The following is a 19,316-nucleotide window of genomic DNA, read 5'->3' on the forward strand; positions in this document are numbered from 1 at the left end:
GTCGAATGCCCTGGTAGCTCGCCCGTCAGCGCAACCGCGCGGCCGCGTCGCCGATCGCCTCGTCGAGGATGGACAGGCCGAGCGACAGTTCGTCCTCGGTGGCGGTCAGCGGCGGGGCGATGCGGAAGACACCGCCCATGCCGGGCAGCTGCACGATGTTCATGTGCAGACCCAGTTCCAGGCAGCGGCGGGTCACCTGCGCACCCAGCTCGTCCGAGCCCTGCTTGGTCGCGCGGTCGACGACCAGTTCCAGCCCCGCGAGCAGGCCCCGACCGCGAATGTCGCCGACAACGTTGTGCCGCTCGGCGATTCGCTCGAGACCACGCCGTAGGAAGGCACCGAGCTCGGCGGCTCGCACGTCGAGGCCGTCGCGGATGAGCACGTCGAGCACGGTGTTGCCGACCGCGGCCACCAGGGGATCCGCGACATGCGTGGTGAAGAACAGGAAACCGCGATCGTGCGCCTGCTGCTCGATGTCGGCGCTGGTGAGCACGGCGGCGAGCGGCAGCCCGGCGCCGAGCGTCTTGGACAGGGTGAGGATGTCGGGCACGATGCCGTCGCGCTCGAACGCGTACCAGGATCCGGTGCGGCACAGTCCGGTCTGGGCTTCGTCGAGGATCAGCAGCATGCCGCGCTCGCGGCACCGCTCGTGCAACGCGGCGAAGTAGCCGGGCGGCGGTTCGACGACTCCGCCGGAGCTCAGGATCGGCTCGACGATGCAGGCGGCCAGGCTGCCGACCGACTGGGCGTCGATCAGGTCGAAGGCGAAGTCGAGCTGTCGCCGCCAGTCGAGTTCGCCTGTGGCCGTCGTGAAGTCGGGCCGGTAGGTGTGCGGCACCGGGATGGCGAAGTTGCCGGGGGCGGCCGGACCGTAACCCTTGCGGCCCGCGCTGTAGGTGGCGCCGGCGGCGGCCTGGGTCATCCCGTGCCAGGAGCGGGCGAACGAGACGATCTCGTGTTTTCCGGTGACCAGCTTGGCCATTCGGATCGCCGCCTCGTTGGCCTCGGCACCAGTGGTCAACAACAGCGCCTTTTCCAGCGGGTCGGGCAGCGTGCCCGCCAGCCTGCGGGCGAGGTCGACGACCGGGCGGCTGAGCATGCCGCTGAACAAGTGGTCGAGCTCGCCGATCTGGTGGCGGACCGTCGCGACGATGTCCGGGTGCGAGTGCCCGAGAATCGCGCTCATCTGGCCCGACGTGAAATCCAGGATCTCCCTGCCGCTTTCGGTGTACAGGAAGCTCCCGGCGGCGCGGGTGATGATCTCGGGAGTGAAGGTGCCCGCGCCCGCGTAACGCACGAGGTGACGGTCGGTGTCGGCCCAGAAGTCCTCGGTGGACCGCGGCGCGTAGGTGGGGGAAGCCATGTTTTCGACGGTAAGGACGAGACGAGCGCCACGTCCATCTCACAATTCCGGCTGTGCTGTTCGGTATAGCCGTACAACAATCGAGCAATGCTGAACCCTTGGCGTTTGCGTTTGCTCAGCCAGCTCGACTCCCTCGGCACCGTCCGCGCGGTCGCGCAGGCGGCCAACCTGAGTGCCTCCAGCGTGTCTCAGCAACTCGCGGTGCTGGAGGCCGAAACCCGCACGCAGCTGCTGGAACGCACCGGCCGCCGGGTCCGGCTGACACCGGCCGGATTGATCCTGGCCCGCCGCGCCAGGGCGCTCCTCGACCACATGGGCGCGGTCGAAGCGGAGCTGCGCGGCCTCGGCGCCGAGCCGGTCGGACTGGTCCGGCTCGGCGCTTTTCAAAGTGCCATTCATTCGCTGTGTGTGCCCGCGGTGACCCTGCTCGCGCACACCCACCCGCACCTCGAGGTCGAGCTGCACGAGTTGGAACCGCACGAGAGTATGCGGGCGCTGCGGGTCGGCGACGCCGACATCATCATCACCACAACGGATTTCGTGGAGCAGCCGCTCGGGCCGGATATCGACATCGTGCCACTGGCCACCGATCCGATCGTGCTGATACTGCCGCCCGATCGCGCCGCCCGCGGACCGGCCGACCTCGCCGCGTACGCCGACGAGCCGTGGGCCTTCGATATGCCCAAGTCCTACATGGCGAATCTGGCGACCCGGCTCTGCCGGGAATCGGGGTTCGAGCCGCGAATAGTCTGCCGCTTCAGCAATTACATGATGACGCTGCAGCACGTCGAGGCCGGGCTCTCCATCGCGCTGCTGCCCGGGCTCGCCGTCGATCCGCGCTATCGCATTGCGACAAGGGAACTCGCGAGCCCGGTCACCCGATCGATCACCGCGGTCATCCGGCGCGGCGCACCGCCGCGGGCCGCGGTGACCGTGGTGCTCGATGCCTTGCGCAGGCACGGCGATCTCCCCGGTGCGACCGGCCCTATCGGGGGCTGAGCACGGCCGATCGAAAGCGGATCACCCGGCGAAATCGGCCGGAAACCGATAATTGCGCTGTCACCACGACCCGCCGAGCCGGTAATTGCCGTGCGCCGATATCTTGGATACACCCTGGTCAGAGCGTATTTCCTATAACGATTGGATATATAGTTACCGTTTCGTTATCGGCTTTGCGTGTGTCGGAATTTTGTTCGACCCCGTTTGTGTCGAAGGATGGAAATCGGATCCGCTTGGACTGACAGATCACCGTGATGTTCTCGAATCTATTCGAAGACTTGGTGAAGTCCGGAGCGCCATCACGTGCGGCGTTGCACGACCAGCCAAGGCCTTCGACATGACCATCGGAGGACCTGATCATGGCATCGGAAACCGACGACGTCCGATATACCCACTCGCTGCGGCGGGTGTTCTGGTGGACACTTGCCGCGGGAGCAGCAGTCTCCGGCGCGCTCCTGTTCTCCGCCGCAGAAGCCTCGGCTCAGCCAGTTACCGTCCCCGGCCTCGGCACCTTCGAGGTGCCGAACGAAATCCCGCTTCCCCCCGGCCTTCCCGGCGTTCAGGTCGCGAACCCACCGCAGGAGAGCGCGCCATCCGCTGCTCCCTCCGCCGCGCCGTCCCGGGCCGAGTTCTCCGCTCCTGGAATCACGTTCGCGCTACCCGACATTCCAGGCCTCGAATATTCCAGCCTGGCAGGCCTTCCCGGCATCAAGGTGCCGACGCCGGCGTACCCGCGTGTCGCCCCGATGAAGACCACCGGCGAGGTCGCCGTCGACGCCGCCCGCACCAAGCTCGGCTCCGGCTACAGCGCCAACTCGGCGGGCCCGGACTCCTTCGACTGCTCGGGCTTGGTCCAGTGGTCCTATGGGCAGGCCGGAGTTTCGGTGCCGCGCACCAGCTACGACCAGCTCGCCGCCGGAACCCCGGTGCCGCGCGAGGATTTGCGCCCCGGAGACCTGGTGTCGTTCTACGGCGGTGGCCACTCCGCGCTGTACGCGGGCGACGGCAACGTCATCCACGCAGGCACCTATGGCACCGGCGTCACCATGTCCCCCTTGACGTCGATGCCCTACGCCGGCGCCTGCCGATTCCGCAACTAGCACCCCGCAGGCCGGGCAGCTGACCCGCCTCGCTCCAGGGTCGGGGCCAGCGAGGAGAGCAGAATTCGTGCGGTTGCGCCACGCCGCAGACATACCGGATCGAAGCCGATCTACGTGACGGATGCCCGGATCAGTCGCCTGCCACCGGCTCGTCCGAGGCAGCGGCCGGGCCGGAGATCCGGATCACGCCGGCGTCGAGATCGAGGGCGAGCCGGGGCGTGTGCGACTGGCCGTCGCTGTCCCCGCTGCCCTCGTCGGTCAGCTTCTTACCCGGAAACAGTTCGCCCATGACGCCCATGCACCCCACCATAGTCCCGGCTCCGGTGCGGCACCTATGGCACCGGACGCCCTAGGTGACGGGATCGCGCAGGATCGTTGCCAGCATCGCACCGGCTCCCACGGTCGGGAGCATGAGCAAAATAATCGGCGGGGCGCCGATCGCCGCCAGCGCGGCGACGCCGGTGAACAGGGTCAGGGCGAATCCGGGGGCATGCTGAATTACCATCTGGCACTTTCCTTCCGGGAACGCCGGGACCACTGACGGGCCCGGGGCTCAGTAGGCGAAGGGGTAGTCGTCATCGGGGAGCGGGGTGATCAAGGACTGCTCGATGCGGTCGGTGATGTCCGCGGCCTCGAAGGCGTCCCGAATGCGCTCGGCCAGCGGAGGGATCGCCGTCTCGTCGAGTCCGGTGGGCACGTCGAAGTCGTATACCGCTGCCTGCTGCTCGGCCAAGTCGGCGGCGCTGCCTGCGGGAATCGTGGTCATGGCGAACCTCCTCACGCTGGTGATCTGGGCCTGGTCGTCGGATAGGTCGAACAGGCCCGGTTACCGGCCGGGCCTGTTCTAGGAAGAGGAACGTGACTTTTCAAACGGTCCGCGGCGGCGATGCCGTGCCACCCGTGATGCCACAAAGGTGGCGGTGCGCGGATGACTGATCGCACTGTGTTCTCGAACGCGCCTGGTGCTCGGTAGCGACGGCAGCACCACCGACGGACTTGCTGCTCAGAGTCGTGATCCGGGCCTCACCTCGCTTCCTCTCTCGCGCTTGACCATTGGGCTGTTCAGCGCGGCGGAGGCGGACCGCGCTGAGTGGCCCGCCCGGTCCCGGGCGGACGACCGCGCAACCGAGCCGAGTGCCCGAAGCACGGCAGGCTCACGCGCGGCCACGGGCCCGGGACCGGAACCGGCACTCGCGGCGGGGCCGCCATTCGCGCGCGGGCTTCGCACAGAATCGTGTCCACCTCGGCGAACAACCGCTCGACCTCGGGGTCGAGCAGCAGCAATTCGCCGTCGACGGTGTCGAACGATACTGGGCGAGTATCGATTCCGGTCATGACCCTGCCTCCTCCACGAAGCGTCGGGCCGGGACCGGTCAGGCGTTGATCGCCTGCCGCCGGTCGCTGTGCTCGATCTCGATCTTGCGTGGCTTGGCCTTCTCCGCGACGGGGATGCTCAAGCGCAGCACGCCATCGGTGTAGTCGGCCCGGATGTGGTCGGTGTCGAGGCCCTCACCGAGGAACAACTGGCGGCTGAACACCCCGCGGGAGCGTTCCGCGGCGATCATCGACCGCGACGAATCCAGCTCGGGGCGGGTCGCACGAACGGTCAACACGTTGCGCTCGATATCCAGATCCAGTGACTTCGGGTCGATGCCTGGCAGGTCGAGCTCCACCAGGAACTCGTCGCCCTCGCGCCAAGCGTCCATCGGCATCACCGCGGGACGGGCCGCTGTGCCGAACACCTGCTGCGTGAGACGGTCCAGATCGCGGAACGGATCGGTACGCATCAGCATGGTCGCCACCTCCAACTCACTCCATTCTTCGTCGTCGGGTCAGATAACCTGTGTCATCTGACATAGATTTGTTTTAGCACTCTCGACAGGAGAGTGCAAGTGTCTACACTAGAAAATCTGCGAGAGAAGGAGTGCCATGCCAGCAGAGCCAGCGGGTGGAACCCACCTCCCTGATCCGGGACAGGCGGTGTACGGGATCTCGGTGGCCGCCGACCTGGCCGGCATCGGCGTGCAGACACTGCGGCTCTACGAACGGCACGGCCTGGTCCGGCCCGCCCGCAGCGACGGCGGCACCCGCCGCTACAGCGGCGATGATCTCGCTCGACTACACCGCATCACCACGCTGGCCGCCGCAGGGATCAATCTCGCAGGCATCGGCCGCATCCTCGACCTGGAAGATGCCAACGCCGACCTGCATTCCGACAACGACCGCCTGCGCACCGACAACGCCGCCCTGCGTGCGAACAATCGGCGGCGGACCGAGCCGTCCGGGTAACCCGCAGTGTGATCGATGACGCGACGCGGACCCGATCTTGTCCGATTCGCTCTATTCTGGCGGCATGTCTGCTCGCCGCTTGGCCGTCCTGCTCGCGCTCGCCCTGTTCGCTGCGCTCGGAGTGTCCGCCTGCACGGTGGAAGGTGCGGGTACCAAGACCGACTGCGGCGTGAGCGGTTGCACGGTCACCTTCGACCGCGGAGTGAACGCCAAGGTCACCATCATCGGGGTGGACGCGGAACTCGTTGCGGTGAACGGGGATACCGTCACGCTGAAGGTGGGTGGCCAGCAGGTCAGCGTCCCCGCCGGGCAGACGCAGTCCGCCGACGGGTTCAATGTCACGGTGCAGGAGGTCACCGCCGACAAGGTCGTCGTCAAGATCGCCAGCGGCATCACCACCGGCTGACCTGGTCAATCCGCGCTGCGGTACCTGGTCAGGAAGCGGCGCAGGATCTCCTTCGGAGCGGTGATGTCTTCTCGGTGACCCAGCGCGGTCAGGTATTCCGCTTCCGCCGGATCGAAATAGCCTGCGTGCCGATATATTTCGATGCGCAGCGCAAGTCCGTCGCCATCGAGTTCGGGATGGAACTGGGTTGCGTACACATGTCGGCCCACGCGGATCATCTGCACCAGGCAACCGGCCGATCCCGCCAGCAAAACCGCGTTCGGCGGCACATCTTGGCACGCCTCCTTGTGACCGCCGAAGGCCCGGAACGACCGTGGAATGCCGCGCAGCAGCGGATCCTCGGCCCCGTTGTCGGTCAATTCGATCGTCTGCGCGCCCGCTTTCTCGCTGTATCGTTCGCCGCTCACCGTGCCGCCGAGCACGTCCGCCAGGATGCTCAGCCCGTAGCAGGCACCCAGATACGGGAAGTCGCGCGCGACGATCTCGAGCAGCAGCTTCTTCAATCCCGGCTCGAAACGCTGCTGGTAGTCATACTTCTTGTCCTCCGGGCCGCTGACATTGCTCGGTCCACCGCCGACGATCACCGCCGCGAAATCGTCGAGTTCGAGGTGCGGAAGGCCCTGATCCATCTGCACCCGCACCACGTCGCCGACGTCGAGTCCGCCCGCACGCAGGATGGCGTAGTACTCGTCGTCCGCCGCGGCGCGCTCGGGTCGCAACTGGAGCAGCAGGCAGGGCTTGGGCATGCACCGATTGTGCAAGATCGACACTGCCGAAACGGGAGTTTGCGCCTACCGGTGGCGTGTTCGCGCGCACTGTCGGTCGTACGACCGATACCCCCGATCAGCCGAGACTGTCAGGATCATCGGCAGACGAATATCGGTCGCGGCACAGTCCCCGACCCAGCTGGAGCCGTGCACCGAGGGGTTGATCGGCATTCAGTGCGCGAGCCGCAGGCGCCTGGCCTGCGGCTCGCCATTCTTTGTCCGGCACGCCCTCAGGGTCCGCGGGTGACTCGGGTCGGGGTAGGTCCGCCCAAAGGATGACAAGAGACGAGACCGCGGGGCGATGTCTCGAGCCGGGGTTGCGCGCAGAATCGCTGGTGCGGTTCAGGGATCGCAAGGTTTCTGTAGGGAAACTCTTAGCCGCAACAGATTTGATGCACAGGTGCAGATGTCAGATTTGGGCTGCGCTTGTTCGCCCGGTTCCGGCCGAGCCCGAATTGCCTGCACATTCCGCTGCGCGACCTCGATCTACCCGGTGAAGGAGAAGGCAGTGCCCGTGACGTTTCCGAGTTCCGTCACCACGGCAACACCCGACGCGGCCCACGACTACCGCCGCCACGGCTGGACCGTCGCCGAAACAGCCAACGGCCGCAGCCTGATCACCGACGAGCAGGTCGCCGCCGTCGAACTCACCGGCGCCATGGCCGCCGCTGTCCGCCGCTTCCTGCGCGCCAACAACCTCTCCGGCCCGGTCATCGAGATCCCCGGCGCACAACGCCGCGAGATCCACCTCGTCCGCGGTGCCACCAAAGCAGCCATGGCCATCGAAGCACTGCGCAACGCAGGTGCGACCGTCCACACCGACGGCGCAAGCATCCCCCTCCCCCCAACCAGACTCGCCCAAGGCGCACCCTCCTGGTCGATCTCCCCCACCGAGGCCCGCTGGGTACCCCCGATAGTCGCGATCGCCGCCGCAGTCCGCGCCACCACCCGAACCCACCACCACCTCGTCGATTTGGCCGGCTGAACCCGGCCTGAAGCGACAACCGTCGCGAATACCCCTGCGCAAAGCAGTACTCGCAGCTTGTGTTGTTTAGGTTTTACCCGCCACCAGCACCGCCCCTCAGCAGGCCGACGCTCCCATCGGGGCGGGCATCCTGCTCCGTCTCGCCATGCTGGAGGTGCTCACCACGGTCACGGTCAGACACGTGCTCTGGTTTGCGCGCCGGGGTCGCGCGGGATCCCTGCAAGCCCTGGTCGGGCTGGCAACTCGGCGACCGCGACCAGCGGGCCGAAGATCACCGACCCGACCCGATGAGCCACAGTGCTCTGGCTGGTTACGCTCACTTTCGCGTTCATGGTCTTCGCGATCATCCAGTGGGCAAAGGTGATCACCGGCCAGGGGCTGACCGTTTCAAGTGGGAATTAGATTGGCACTTCCCGGAACTCACCGCGCTGTTCGTGGTCTGCGCCGTGGTGGTCCGGCTCATCGCGGCCGGGGGAACAGCATGTCCGGGGCCATCGGCAAGGAGTTCGGCGACCTTGTCGGGGCAGGCATGGTGATCGGGCATGAACAACAGCTCAATCACCAGCACCACCCTGCACGCGCTGGAAAGCCTGGTAACCAGCACCCCCGGAGCGCTGTTCGCCGACACCGTGTTTCTCGTGAACATCCCCTGGGCTTCCTGATCCCGTCCTCCTCCTCCGGACACGCCGCCCTCACCATGCCGATCATGGCGCCGATTTCGCGAATGGCCCCGCTTCCTGTTGGTTACCGCCTGGCAGCCGGTCTCCGGATTGTCCAACCTGGTCACCTGACCACGGCGGCGGTTATCGGTGGTATCGCGCCGGCGAAGGTGCGCTACGACCAGTACGTACGATTCGCCGACCCTACTGCTGGGCATCCTGCCCGTGCTGAACCGTGTGTTCCTGGCCGGGTGATCCGGCACGGTTGGCGCTGCCTGACCACCACACGCCGCCATCCAAATGGGCCGTCGTGTGGGAACACCAAATTGAGAATCGCAAATTCGGCAACGACTCGGTAGGATCGAGCGCGAGCGCTATAGTCGGCCACTAAGGGAGGGGCTCACCATGGAGACGTCCAGAAAGAAACTGCGGGTCAGCATCTACAGCACCCGGGAAGAGTTCGATGACCTCCTGGAGTACATGGTAGGTATCATCGAAAAATACAGCCTACCCAGTCATTTCGACGTGCAGACGACCGACGAATCAGAGCCGGGATCAGATCTCGAAAAGCAATGGGCTGCTCTCAATCCGGGCATACCAGCCGGATCGAGAAAGGAACGTCAATTGCTTATAATCGAGACAGAGAAGGTTGCAGATCCCGAAAAGGCCGATATATCAGTACTCGAAGAATCCGTCAAAGAGCACATCGCTTTCACCTTCTCGGACTCCGACGACGGCTCGACCAATAAAGTCACATATCACCAACAGATTACTGAGCACGCAGTTTGAGCATCAGGCTACCTAATTGATCAGAACGACACCCGCTCCGAGGCGGGAAGATAGAGTCGGTCTGTGCTCCGAACGTCGAACACGGTGTGGAACTCCGACGTGTTTCGAACAACTTGGTTGACGCGGACCTCTGCGGGCGCATGGACGCTGGAGGCGGTGGCGGCATTGGCAATCCCTGATCGAATCTTCTGCCGCCATCGCCTCGCATACGATATGAAGAAGGCTGCAAAGTCCAACCGCTCGCCGCGCTTCTGGCTTTCTAAGTAGTACGCTTCCAGCGCCATCGTTAGTCCACGAATATCTGCAATATTCTCACCGACGGTCAATGCACCATTCACACGATGCGTCCGGCCCGAAGTATCGACCGTCAACCGACCATACTGATCGACCACCGCTCGGACTTTTTGCTCGAAAGCCGATCTGTCCTGGTCGGTCCACCAATCTCGCAGATTGCCAACCGCGTCGTACTTGGCGCCTTGATCATCGAAACCGTGTCCGATCTCATGCGCAATTATCGAGCCGATAGCCCCATAATTCAGAGCGGCGTCCTGTCCAGGATCGAAATACGGAGGCTGCAGTACCGCTGCCGCAAGGGTGATCCGGTTTTGCTGCCGCGAATAGGATGCCTCCACTCGATATGACGGAATAGACCATACCGAGTTGTCCACCGGCTTGCATATTGACGCGATCACGTGCTGACACTCAACCTTTGATATAGCTCGAATACTGCCTATCAGGCGGCCGCGCGATACTTCATATTTATGACAGTCGGGCCAAACTTTCGGATATCCGATCCGCGCCGACATACTATCGAGTTTTTCTATTGCCGCTACCTTCGTAGCATCACTCATCCAAGCTGATGTCGAAAAATTTCTTCGATACGCATCTTTGATGTTCTCCACCATATCGGAAACCAGCAGCATAGCATGCTCGGAAAAGTGCGCTTCGACATATTTGCGACCCAGTGCGTGATCCAGAAACTTGTCGACTGTCTCCACTGCGGAAGCCATATCGGACGGCGGATCCGTCAGTCCACTCATCGCACGCCCAAAGAAGTCGAACGCATAATCGGAGAACGGTCTACCCAGATAGAAACAAAAATCTCGAATCGCGCCGAGTGCGAGATAGTTCCGCCATAAATCTATATCAACCTCGGACCACAATGCACCGACCGCCGCCATAAAAGATGGCTGAGCAACGATCACGTCACCGAAAACTTCCCTCTCGAAGAGCGCCACAGTCCAATCCACCCAATCGAAACCGGGCGAAGAGTCGAAGATCTGTTGGTACTTTATGACATTCCGAGTGGCCGAGGCATCGCGGGAGCGGCTTCGATCCCAATGCAGGCCGGCGATCCGTGATTCCAATTCCAGCATGGCATCGGCGCGGCTGTTACCATCCGCGAAGTCGGCTGCGCTTGCAATTCGAGCCAGAAACTTCCTGTAAGCATCCCGCCGCGACACCTGATCGGCCGACACATAGAAAGCTCTGTCGAACCTGATACCCGATTGGAAGAGCATCGGCCGACCGACCCCGCCATCCGGTACGATCCTGAATCCAATAAGCCCGCCCATGGCGCCTTGAGTCTTCCCGGCGGGCAGTTCTTTCGAGATTGCAGCCATCGCGCCGGCAAGTTCTTGCTTCGTACCGGCCCTGTCTATCGCGTCGAGTAAATCCCGAATCGGGCTGAGGCCAAGCTGATCACGAGTCTCGATATCGAGCTGTGCATCATATAGATCGCGAATCTTCTGCTCGATAGAACCGGGCAATGGATCGTGGATAGCCTTGATCAGCTCCGTGAGTTGCAGCTGGATTCGCTCAGCAAGTTCTTCGCCGCTGCTCTGGCTCGCTCTATCCGCAGGCAGTTGATACTCATACAGCCATTTGCCGTTGACGTAGCGGTACAGATCATCCTGCGGCCGGAACGCCGGGCCTGCACCGTTGAGTTCCTTTCCGCCGTTGTACGTGCTCGCCGGTACCGACGACCCAACCAGCAGGAGGCCGGTCGACGCGAGGAAATTACGTCGATTGATCAGAGCGTCCTCCCTGCGCTTCATACTGCATATTCGTGATCAGCAGTACCATGATTCGAGCCTATTGCGTTCTCGAAGCCCGATGACTGGATCTCGAACATCGCGCGATAAATACCCTCCGACTGTTCCATGAGCTCCTTGTGTGTGCCGATCTCGACTATTCGTCCACGATCGAGAACCACGATTTGGTCGGCCCGACAGACGTTCGAGAGCCGGTGCGTCACGAGCACAGTCGTCGCACCGAGCCGACGATTCGTGTTCATCAGAAAGTCGAACGCATCGGCCTCGGCCCGAGCATCCAATGCTGACGTCGGTTCGTCGGCAATCAGCACGGGAGCACGGGCGTAGATACCGCGTGCGATGCCGAATCTTTGCCACTGCCCCGCCGAGAGGTCCACCCCCTCCCGGAATTTGCGCGACAGTAGGGTCTCCTCTCCACGGTCCAACCGCTCGACTACTCGGCCCGCGCCGGATGCGTGCATGGCCGCTACCCACGCTTCAATGTTCTTTTCCGCCAAGAATCCGCGTCCGATCAGGACGTTGTTCACGGCGGTCATCGGCCATCTGGCCGGCTCCTGGGACACAAACGCCACCGTCCTACGAACCGATTCCGCTTCGACGGTTTGCAGATTCATATCGTCCCACTCGACGACACCATCGGAGGGTGAATACAGTCCGGCAATCAGTTTGGCGACTGTCGACTTGCCGGATCCGTTCTCGCCGATCAACGCAACTGTTTCGCCGCGACGAATGGTAATATTGATCCCAGAAACTGCCGGTGTCGCCGCACCCGGATACTTGAACTCGACTGATTCGAGTCGGATGACATCCGGTCCGTGCTCCGGAATCTTATGAGCGCCAACGATTCTACGGCGCTTGACACATTCCTTCAACAGACGTTTATAGAAGGAGATATGGAAACCCTTCTCGAACAGCTCGTTCACGATCATCATCGCGCCCGCCAGCGTCGCGCCACTGTTCCGCATCGCAAGTGCGGCGACTGCAGCCGAGCCCAGCTCGATGAACTGGCCATACAACAGCAGCCCTAGCAGCGCATACGATAACCCCGTTCCGACGCCGCCCATTGTCCGGCCGGCCAGCTGGACGCGCGTCCTCCGCCTTGCCACTACCAGATCTTCGACCAGTAAGCCATCTGTGACACGCCTATAGTCGGCCGCCAGTCGGCTCTGCAAGGCTAACGCAGTTCGCTCGAGTGCAAATTCTCGGCTTGTGGTTGTTTGGTCGATGACCGACTTCTGCAGGTTGCGAGTGACCGTTCCAAGGAAGTGTTCATAGTTCAACCGAGCACTCACCGACGAAGCCCACACAGACGGCAGAGCGGCGAGGACCACAGCCAGCATCAGCAGCGGATTCATTATTGCGACGGCCAACATCGACGAACCCAATACGGTCGCTGATGTCAATAGGCGAATAATCTGGCTGGCGCACACCTCGAAAGCGCGTATAGCGACCCGGCCACCTTGCTCGATCAGCTCTCGAAAATCAGGATCTTCGAATGCTATTAGGTCGACCCCAGCGACGCTGCTGGTTATCTCATTTTCCACCGCGTGCACCAAGCGGGGCCGCAAACTACCTTCCGCAGCTCCCACCGCGGAGTCCAGTAGCGCCGTGATCGAATAAGCAGCGACAACAATCAACAGCGAGGGTGCCGCGCGCACGAGGCGATCGGGCGTCGGTCCGCCTGCTAAGAATTCTGTAAACACAGAGGCGGTCGCCAGGAGCCCGATCGCGCGCATGCCGCCTGCAGCCAAACTCACAAACCCGACGGCCAGCACCAGCCACTTTGCTGTCCGCCAGGCCAGCCCCACCACGACCGAGACCGTCCTGGGCAGGGCCAGTACCGCTTGGGAGACACTAGCGCGAACGACCTGACGGTGTGTGCCAACCCAATCCGGGTCGGCAAGATTGTCGATGCCGATCAACGGTTCGGTCCGGATCCGAGTCGGAGTCGGAGTGGGTGATGGTGACTGAGCTATCCTCCCCCAAATGCCCATCCCGGAAGTCTCACCCTCCTACGTTTCCAGGAAGGCATACCGTGGATACCTTCGAAACAAGTCACCAAGTACTGTGACGGACAAGATTATCAGGAAGATTCCAGTCAAGCCTCCAAAGGCTGCAGACACTCGCACGTCGATGGATGACAAGATATCCGAAAAGCCGACTCCCGATGAAAATCGAACGACGCCTACGACAAAAGCAATTGCCGCTAGGCACGTGGCGGCCATAGCTATCACTATGGCCAGCCCATCCATAGCTACCACTGAAAGCAGCACACGTGGCGACATACCCTGCATACGTAGTCGGTGAAATTCCGCGAGAGATTCCTGCATACAGAGCACGATCACGATGAGCGATGCGGCCACGCCGACGAAGAGGATTCCGGAGAACAGCAACATAAAGTCGATCAGCTCGACGCCGCCACCGTACTTGACGGCGTCTACGTTGCTTACAGTCAGTACGATTCCCGAAAGACTGCACATTATACCAAGAGGGAGCAGCGCCGGCATTGCAACTCGAAAGAGTTGCACCAGCGAGCTACTCACTGCGATCCCCGGCGCACCGGGAACTAGCCACAGAAAGCATCGGGCTATTCCATCGAATACTCGACGACCCAACAGGCTCGTAAAGATCCACGCGAACAGGACACCCGCGCCGATGACAAAGATACCACGTTCCTTCTGATCCACCGACGCCGTGATCCACAACAAACCGGCAAGTATTGCGAACTGGATACCTCGCCACGCCATGCCGAGAACAGATCGCCGCCGGTTGAATTGGCTATGTCCGGCACGCGAATCGAGCGAAGCGATGGGCGGGATTGAAAAAATTATGAAGACAGTACGTATCGCCGCTATCAAAGATAGCGTAAAAGTTAGAACGACTGAAGTCGAAAGAGCAACAGATCCAATCCCGATCTGAAACTCGGCGGGAATCAGCAAAAGGCCGGTCTCGTTGAGTGGAACCGATTCGAGGAGGAGTTGCACGAGATTCAGACCGAGCGCCGATATCGGAACAGCGAGAATCGCTCCCGCCACGATGCCAGCCGTAGATTGCACCACAATGACACCGAACAGACTCGTCGAAGAAATGCCGATCAGTCGCCACCGGCCGATCTCGTCCTGCTGGATTCTCACGACAAATCGACTCACTGCAGGTGAGAACAACAAGAAGGCAACGGATGTCCATATGATGGAATTCACCGATATAGCCGTGATTGCGTCCCGCTGTTTGCCGTCCGGCAAGGCTGCTGCAGACTCGAGATATGACGATGGGATGGTCAGCGCGGAAATAACGGCAGCATAAAAGAGCGCCGATGCTGTCAACACACCCCAGTGGGTGCGCAAGCTGAACCAGGCGAGCCGCGGCAGAGTAGTCATCGGCCCTTCCCCAGCTTCCCTTGCTCCATCACGTACACCGTATCGGATTCCCTTGCGACCGCATCGGAATGCGTCACGACAAGTACCGAACTCCCGAGATCGGCGAGTGCCCGCAGCTGTTTCACGACGAATTCGCCATTCGTGGCGTCCAAAGATCCAGTCGGCTCATCGGCGAACACTATGCCCGGCCGCTTCAGCAAAGCACGAGCGACAGCTACGCGCTGCATTTGCCCGCCGGACATCTCGTCCGGATACAAATCGAGACATACCTCGATATCCATCTCGCAAAAGAAGGATCGGATCTCCGCGCGCGAAACTTTACGTCCTGCACAACGCAAAGCAAATTCTACGTTGCCGTAGCCGGTAAGTCCTCGGATCAAATTGGACGACTGAAAGATGAAGCCGATATCGGTTCGGTACAGACGACTCATCGCGCGGCTCGAACTCTTCGATATATTGTGGGAGTTCAGACTTATTTCACCAGATGACAGTGGAAGAAGGCCGGCCGCACAATGCAATAGCGTGCTCTTGCCGGAACCGCTCTTTCCCATCACCGTTACAAATTCACCGCGCGACACCGACAAGTCCACCCCATCCAGTACCGTGCGTGCCTCCGCGGCGGCCCTGGTCGCTGGATACCGCTTGCTAGCACCTCGGATCGACAGACTCATGTTTCTTTCCCTCCATACGGATATCCCCCACACGACTCGACGTGACCGCGATGGTGCCGAACAGGCCGTCCCGAAGAGTACCCGCCCCAACTCTTTTCGGCCTCAGGGATGTCACTGATTCTGACCCTGAGGACCTGATCACAACGGACCTCGAGCGGCGGCGAAGCCCTACTTCGGCTCCGCCGCCGTCCGTCGATGTCGTTACCTGGCCGGCCCGACGAGCACGGCGCGACCGGCGATCAGCAACCGTGCCAGCTGATGGTGCTGATACCTTCGCACTCATTGTGGCTAGCGGTGCTGACCATCTCGTCACCGAACGCGCTACGGCTATCGGCGGGTTCCATCCGCTGCAGTGCGGAAACATCCAGCATGATCATTGTGTTACTTCTCCCTCTTTTGTGTTTCTATAAGGCCGTTGGGCCCTTGACGCACACCACGCCAAGCTATAACTGCGGCAAGAGGCCGTAGTCGTCTCTGGCCATAAGGTTGGCAGCATGGATGACTCCGCTAGATCCCGTAGCGAAGTCGGTCGTAATCCGAAGGTTTAAGTCCCCAGGTATAGCCCACGCATCGAATGAGGTCCGGACGGACATGCCGCGAGCCATTTGATTGAGTTCGGCGATATCGATCATTGGTAGTTTCGAGAAGGCTCGAAGTCCATTCGATCCGTACACCAGGCCGGCGTAACCGTTGAACAGTCCACAATTCACGCTGAAGACAGGAGATGCGGCGGCAACAAGACTATCGACACATTCGGCCACGCTCGGAGCTATCCTCTCACGGGGCAGATTTGACAAAACAACTCCGAAACCCGCCGAACCGGTGGCAAGATATGGCAGTAGTCGGCCTTCTTGCTTGAACTGAAGTCTCCCCTCGGAGTCGGCATGGTAGCGTTCGAGCTCTCTGACCATGGCCTCGTTGAGGACGTCCAGATATATCGGCCGGTCGTAACAATGGTATGCCTCGGCAAATAGCCAGGCGAGTCCAAGATCTCCGAATAGGAGCCCCGAATTCTGTTCGATTGTTCGGTTTGTTTTGACAGTTTGTCCTGTCCGGAGAAAATTTTTGTCCGACAGATAATTATGAGCTAATCGCTTCAACTCGTGCTCGATGTCGGGGACAAGAACTGACGCCACTTCTGGATAGGCAGCCATCCGCATCGCGGCGAGCAGTACGCCGGGTTTCCCGTCGAAAATCCGCCAACCCTGAGCTGCGTCCAGCGGCCGGGAACGCTGCAGCACATTCAATGCGGCGTCGATTTCACCGCTCGCCACCAACGCATAGATCGTCCCGCATACCCCATCGAACAGGCCCACCCTGCGTGTATCCGCAGCCTCAGCAAGAAGGCGAGAAACTTCCCCTGCACTACCCGACCCCAGCAACGCGATAGTATGACCCGCGATGCCGAAAGCTATGCCGTGCATGTCATCTTCGAGGGCATCGAAATGGACTGCTTGACGGCCTAACCTGCTCGCCGCCGCGGCCATCGTCTTGGGAAGGTCACGTGAAAGAGCGCCGATGAAGTCAGCTGGCGGCTCAACAAGATCCGCCACATGCCCCGACGAAACTCGAATGCTGTCGACCAATTGCGAATGTACCGCCGTGAGCTCGGCGACAGCACGAGGTGGCTGGCCGTTAGCATAACTAAGCCGTTCGAGCAATGCGGGGACAGCCCGGTTGACGCGGTTCGGTGTGATATCGCTGTGCTCGTTCCGTGCGGTAAGCATGTAAACGATTATCTGTGCGACCGCATACTCGTCGTCACGATGGCGCGGTAGGTCTTTCGGCGGCCGGTACCCCGGCGCGTTGACTCCAGACGTGGTGTCACTCGACGCCGAACGTGCTGTCTCGAAATCTATTATCGTCGTTGCCAATGACTCGACATCGACAATAATATTGCGCGGATGTAGATCAGCGTGAATAATATCCCGTCGTTGCAGGGCCCTGACGTGTACGAGCAAGTTGTCTACGATCACCTTGCAGTTGGAGGCGTAACGGCTCCACACGACCGAGTCCGTGCTGTAGAGGGGGATATTGGAGACGATCCATGACTGAAGCGTGTTTTCCCCGACATCGGCAAGAGCGAGAAGATAACGTCCACCGACGTCGCCATGCCATAATACTTCCGGCCCGATTCCAGCATCTCGAATCCGCTCGAGCATAATAGTCTCGTGCCGGATTCTTTGATAGCCATCGCGCCCGTCAGATGTGAGGCCGGCGTGTAACCGTCCCTCCTTGACTACAATCTTCCGGTCGGATTGGACCATGACACCGGCGTAAACGCCGCCCGCATTGGACTGTTTGATGGCCGACATGATCCGAAAGGGCGCCAGCGTTTTCGGTGGCGTTCTTGCGGCATTCGTTATAAATTGCGGCACCTCGATCCACTCCGGCGGACTGAACCAGGGCTGACGGATGTCTTCCTGCAGTTCTCCATCCGGCCCAACGATGCAAAGAACCCCGCCTTCTTCCATCCGTTTGAACGCGCCATATCGCAGATGAATCGGGCCACTGGATACACGTAGATCGGTGAGCACATCTGGTCCATCGAACGAGCGCATCACGATATCCAAGTCCTGGATTATCTGCTCCAACACATCACCCGGCGGATAGATGGTCAACAATTTTCCGGATGTGGTCCGCGACGCATTCTTAGAATTCATTGCGCGGTACCATGAAACTGCGGTAGCCGCCTTGAAGTACAGGGTCCGCTCGGCGCAAAAGTGCGCGACGACCGACGCTACCTCACGCTCGCTTCCGTACGAGGCACTGACGTGAATTTTCCAACCCTGGATCTGCAGCGGAATCGCCTCGGCCGGAGTCCAATGTGTCCAATACGCGGCAGATTCCTGCTGATATCCGGGAATGGTCTCGGATATCAGCAGGTCATCTTGGTTGACCTGCGCTTCGCGGACCGCAAAGAATTCTCGATCACGAGCGCAGTATCTTTCGTATAACATGCAGCAGATTAAATCTTCTTGCAGTGCCGCTTGTAGTATCCCTCAGGCACAACCACATTCTTCTTGGCGTCCCGGATAGCATCACCGATGCTAGGCCCGGAACCGGTTCCGTACAGGTAGCCGACGGAAGCTCCGCCCGAGTTCTCCACCTGCTGACACTTCACTGTGACCGTTACGTCGGCGTGAGCCTCACCAGCAGTGAGGATAGCGGTGGCGAATACGACGCCCATAGATGCGATCGCTGTGCCGATTCTCCGTGTGCTCATAATTTACCCTCCCAAGATAAAGCGCATGCCTGTACCGGCGGCGCTGAATAATTGCGTGAATAGGTTTCAACTGAGGCGGCAAAGACTGGAGGTCTCAACAGCCTTCGAATTGCGCTGCAAGTCGACTAACAGCATGCAGTCGGCTAGAGCCGACCATTGATGATCCCCCTCCGAATCAACGACTCTCCGAGTCCCCCAATGTAATTCCCGATCGTGAGCCTAGCACGGTTCAGCGATCGTATACAGGGATGTCCAGTGCTGCAATACTTTTGGCAGTGGCTGCCCCAAACCTGCCGTCTTGGGCGCGCTGATCGGCGCGAGCCTGAGCGAGCTGCGTCGACCAGACGGTTGCTACTGCGTTCATTACTGCCCCCGATTCCGAGTTGCCCTGCAGGGGCACGTTTCTGAGTTCCGATCACTAAGTTGGACGCGCCCAAGCCTCGTATGGTTCCCGCCGAATTGAACCATTAATGTGATGCGAGTCACTCCATGCGCTTCAGTGGGTCTACTCCGCCCGCTGGGTTCGACAGAGGTGGCGAGGGGGTCCGTAGCCGGTAGTGCGGACCGACTTCCTGCGGTCACAGTCAGGCCATGTCCCCTGGCAACCCACGTCGACGGCTCTGCCACGTCT

General features: G+C 61.2%; 20 protein-coding genes. 7 read left to right on the forward strand and 13 right to left on the reverse strand.

Translation table 11 applies throughout. The annotated features are described in order from the left end of the window. Positions 1-25: 25 nt before the first annotated feature. Entirely contained in the window at positions 26-1,363 is a 1,338-nt protein-coding gene (locus DMB37_RS15255; protein WP_135233284.1) for an aspartate aminotransferase family protein, read from the reverse strand. Between the two features lie 87 nt (positions 1,364-1,450). Here DMB37_RS15255 and DMB37_RS15260 point away from each other — a divergent pair, with 87 nt between their 5' ends. Further along, a complete protein-coding gene (locus tag DMB37_RS15260; protein WP_135233285.1) occupies positions 1,451-2,362 on the forward strand; it encodes a LysR family transcriptional regulator in 912 nt (303 codons plus the stop codon). Between the two features lie 359 nt (positions 2,363-2,721). Next, positions 2,722-3,462 carry a C40 family peptidase gene (locus tag DMB37_RS15265; RefSeq protein ID WP_135233286.1) on the forward strand — a complete coding sequence of 247 codons (741 nt, stop codon included), beginning with the start codon at positions 2,722-2,724 and terminating at the stop codon, positions 3,460-3,462. Positions 3,463-3,592: 130 nt separating this feature from the next. Here the strand turns inward: DMB37_RS15265 and DMB37_RS40520 are convergent, their stop codons facing one another. The 5 genes from DMB37_RS40520 to DMB37_RS15280 all read right to left on the reverse strand — a co-directional run bounded on the left by DMB37_RS40520 (position 3,593) and on the right by DMB37_RS15280 (position 5,255). Next, positions 3,593-3,760 carry a hypothetical protein gene (locus DMB37_RS40520; RefSeq protein ID WP_167768846.1) on the reverse strand — a complete coding sequence of 56 codons (168 nt, stop codon included), beginning with the start codon at positions 3,758-3,760 and terminating at the stop codon, positions 3,593-3,595. Positions 3,761-3,811: 51 nt separating this feature from the next. Continuing rightward, the gene (locus DMB37_RS40525) at positions 3,812-3,967 is read right to left on the reverse strand and encodes a hypothetical protein (protein ID WP_167768847.1); all 156 of its coding nucleotides are present in this window, start codon (positions 3,965-3,967) and stop codon (positions 3,812-3,814) included. Positions 3,968-4,015: 48 nt separating this feature from the next. Then, positions 4,016-4,228 (reverse strand): hypothetical protein, encoded by a 213-nt coding sequence (locus DMB37_RS15270; protein WP_135233287.1) that lies wholly within the window; start codon positions 4,226-4,228, stop codon positions 4,016-4,018. A gap of 296 nt (positions 4,229-4,524) precedes the next feature. Then, positions 4,525-4,797: a hypothetical protein gene (locus DMB37_RS15275; protein ID WP_135233288.1), complete on the reverse strand. Its 273-nt coding sequence runs from the start codon at positions 4,795-4,797 to the stop codon at positions 4,525-4,527. A gap of 38 nt (positions 4,798-4,835) precedes the next feature. Continuing rightward, complete coding sequence (locus DMB37_RS15280; protein WP_107660930.1) at positions 4,836-5,255, reverse strand: Hsp20/alpha crystallin family protein; 420 nt, start codon at positions 5,253-5,255, stop codon at positions 4,836-4,838. Positions 5,256-5,391: 136 nt separating this feature from the next. Here DMB37_RS15280 and DMB37_RS15285 point away from each other — a divergent pair, with 136 nt between their 5' ends. Both DMB37_RS15285 and DMB37_RS15290 read left to right on the forward strand, forming a co-directional pair. Beyond that, complete coding sequence (locus tag DMB37_RS15285; RefSeq protein ID WP_135233289.1) at positions 5,392-5,751, forward strand: MerR family transcriptional regulator; 360 nt, start codon at positions 5,392-5,394, stop codon at positions 5,749-5,751. 64 nt (positions 5,752-5,815) lie between these two features. Further along, positions 5,816-6,157 (forward strand): hypothetical protein, encoded by a 342-nt coding sequence (locus DMB37_RS15290; RefSeq protein WP_135233290.1) that lies wholly within the window; start codon positions 5,816-5,818, stop codon positions 6,155-6,157. 5 nt (positions 6,158-6,162) lie between these two features. Here DMB37_RS15290 and DMB37_RS15295 read toward each other — a convergent pair whose 3' ends face one another. Continuing rightward, positions 6,163-6,903: a glutamine amidotransferase gene (locus DMB37_RS15295; RefSeq protein WP_135233291.1), complete on the reverse strand. Its 741-nt coding sequence runs from the start codon at positions 6,901-6,903 to the stop codon at positions 6,163-6,165. Positions 6,904-7,432: 529 nt separating this feature from the next. Here DMB37_RS15295 and DMB37_RS15300 point away from each other — a divergent pair. From DMB37_RS15300 to DMB37_RS15310, 3 genes are all read left to right on the forward strand, one after another. Next, the gene (locus DMB37_RS15300; RefSeq protein WP_135233292.1) at positions 7,433-7,909 is read left to right on the forward strand and encodes a hypothetical protein; all 477 of its coding nucleotides are present in this window, start codon (positions 7,433-7,435) and stop codon (positions 7,907-7,909) included. Between the two features lie 706 nt (positions 7,910-8,615). After that, the gene (locus DMB37_RS41935; protein ID WP_370465381.1) at positions 8,616-8,927 is read left to right on the forward strand and encodes a hypothetical protein; all 312 of its coding nucleotides are present in this window, start codon (positions 8,616-8,618) and stop codon (positions 8,925-8,927) included. Positions 8,928-8,973: 46 nt separating this feature from the next. Further along, positions 8,974-9,357: a hypothetical protein gene (locus tag DMB37_RS15310; RefSeq protein WP_135233294.1), complete on the forward strand. Its 384-nt coding sequence runs from the start codon at positions 8,974-8,976 to the stop codon at positions 9,355-9,357. A gap of 20 nt (positions 9,358-9,377) precedes the next feature. Here the strand turns inward: DMB37_RS15310 and DMB37_RS15315 are convergent, their stop codons facing one another. From DMB37_RS15315 to DMB37_RS15335, 6 genes are all read right to left on the reverse strand, one after another. Next, a complete protein-coding gene (locus DMB37_RS15315) occupies positions 9,378-11,414 on the reverse strand; it encodes a M13 family metallopeptidase (protein ID WP_135233295.1) in 2,037 nt (678 codons plus the stop codon). Then, entirely contained in the window at positions 11,411-13,333 is a 1,923-nt protein-coding gene (locus tag DMB37_RS15320) for an ABC transporter ATP-binding protein (protein WP_167768848.1), read from the reverse strand. The genes DMB37_RS15315 and DMB37_RS15320 overlap by 4 nt, the downstream gene beginning before the upstream one ends. A 90-nt stretch (positions 13,334-13,423) precedes the next feature. After that, on the reverse strand, positions 13,424-14,788 hold the full coding sequence (locus DMB37_RS15325) for a hypothetical protein (protein ID WP_135233297.1): 1,365 nt from the start codon (positions 14,786-14,788) through the stop codon (positions 13,424-13,426). Beyond that, a complete protein-coding gene (locus DMB37_RS15330; RefSeq protein WP_135233298.1) occupies positions 14,785-15,459 on the reverse strand; it encodes an ABC transporter ATP-binding protein in 675 nt (224 codons plus the stop codon). Before DMB37_RS15330 ends, DMB37_RS15325 begins: the two co-directional genes overlap by 4 nt. A 239-nt stretch (positions 15,460-15,698) precedes the next feature. Beyond that, positions 15,699-15,836 carry a hypothetical protein gene (locus DMB37_RS40530; RefSeq protein ID WP_167768849.1) on the reverse strand — a complete coding sequence of 46 codons (138 nt, stop codon included), beginning with the start codon at positions 15,834-15,836 and terminating at the stop codon, positions 15,699-15,701. A gap of 66 nt (positions 15,837-15,902) precedes the next feature. Continuing rightward, complete coding sequence (locus tag DMB37_RS15335; protein ID WP_135233299.1) at positions 15,903-18,419, reverse strand: phosphotransferase; 2,517 nt, start codon at positions 18,417-18,419, stop codon at positions 15,903-15,905. Between the last annotated feature and the right edge of the window lie 897 nt (positions 18,420-19,316).

This window comes from Nocardia sp. CS682, assembly GCF_004634405.1.
Classification (GTDB): domain Bacteria; phylum Actinomycetota; class Actinomycetes; order Mycobacteriales; family Mycobacteriaceae; genus Nocardia; species Nocardia ninae.

Bases quoted from the DNA above. Each gene is read 5' to 3' on its own strand.
- DMB37_RS15255 (WP_135233284.1), bottom strand. From the start codon at position 1,363: ATGGCTTCCCCCACCTACGCGCCGCGGTCCACCGAGGACTTCTGGGCC.
- DMB37_RS15260 (WP_135233285.1), top strand. From the start codon at position 1,451: ATGCTGAACCCTTGGCGTTTGCGTTTGCTCAGCCAGCTCGACTCCCTC.
- DMB37_RS15265 (WP_135233286.1), top strand. From the start codon at position 2,722: ATGGCATCGGAAACCGACGACGTCCGATATACCCACTCGCTGCGGCGG.
- DMB37_RS40520 (WP_167768846.1), bottom strand. From the start codon at position 3,760: ATGGGCGTCATGGGCGAACTGTTTCCGGGTAAGAAGCTGACCGACGAG.
- DMB37_RS40525 (WP_167768847.1), bottom strand. From the start codon at position 3,967: ATGGTAATTCAGCATGCCCCCGGATTCGCCCTGACCCTGTTCACCGGC.
- DMB37_RS15270 (WP_135233287.1), bottom strand. From the start codon at position 4,228: ATGACCACGATTCCCGCAGGCAGCGCCGCCGACTTGGCCGAGCAGCAG.
- DMB37_RS15275 (WP_135233288.1), bottom strand. From the start codon at position 4,797: ATGACCGGAATCGATACTCGCCCAGTATCGTTCGACACCGTCGACGGC.
- DMB37_RS15280 (WP_107660930.1), bottom strand. From the start codon at position 5,255: ATGCTGATGCGTACCGATCCGTTCCGCGATCTGGACCGTCTCACGCAG.
- DMB37_RS15285 (WP_135233289.1), top strand. From the start codon at position 5,392: ATGCCAGCAGAGCCAGCGGGTGGAACCCACCTCCCTGATCCGGGACAG.
- DMB37_RS15290 (WP_135233290.1), top strand. From the start codon at position 5,816: ATGTCTGCTCGCCGCTTGGCCGTCCTGCTCGCGCTCGCCCTGTTCGCT.
- DMB37_RS15295 (WP_135233291.1), bottom strand. From the start codon at position 6,903: ATGCCCAAGCCCTGCCTGCTGCTCCAGTTGCGACCCGAGCGCGCCGCG.
- DMB37_RS41935 (WP_370465381.1), top strand. From the start codon at position 8,616: ATGGCGCCGATTTCGCGAATGGCCCCGCTTCCTGTTGGTTACCGCCTG.
- DMB37_RS15310 (WP_135233294.1), top strand. From the start codon at position 8,974: ATGGAGACGTCCAGAAAGAAACTGCGGGTCAGCATCTACAGCACCCGG.
- DMB37_RS15315 (WP_135233295.1), bottom strand. From the start codon at position 11,414: ATGAAGCGCAGGGAGGACGCTCTGATCAATCGACGTAATTTCCTCGCG.
- DMB37_RS15325 (WP_135233297.1), bottom strand. From the start codon at position 14,788: ATGACTACTCTGCCGCGGCTCGCCTGGTTCAGCTTGCGCACCCACTGG.
- DMB37_RS15330 (WP_135233298.1), bottom strand. From the start codon at position 15,459: ATGAGTCTGTCGATCCGAGGTGCTAGCAAGCGGTATCCAGCGACCAGG.
- DMB37_RS40530 (WP_167768849.1), bottom strand. From the start codon at position 15,836: ATGATCATGCTGGATGTTTCCGCACTGCAGCGGATGGAACCCGCCGAT.
- DMB37_RS15335 (WP_135233299.1), bottom strand. From the start codon at position 18,419: ATGTTATACGAAAGATACTGCGCTCGTGATCGAGAATTCTTTGCGGTC.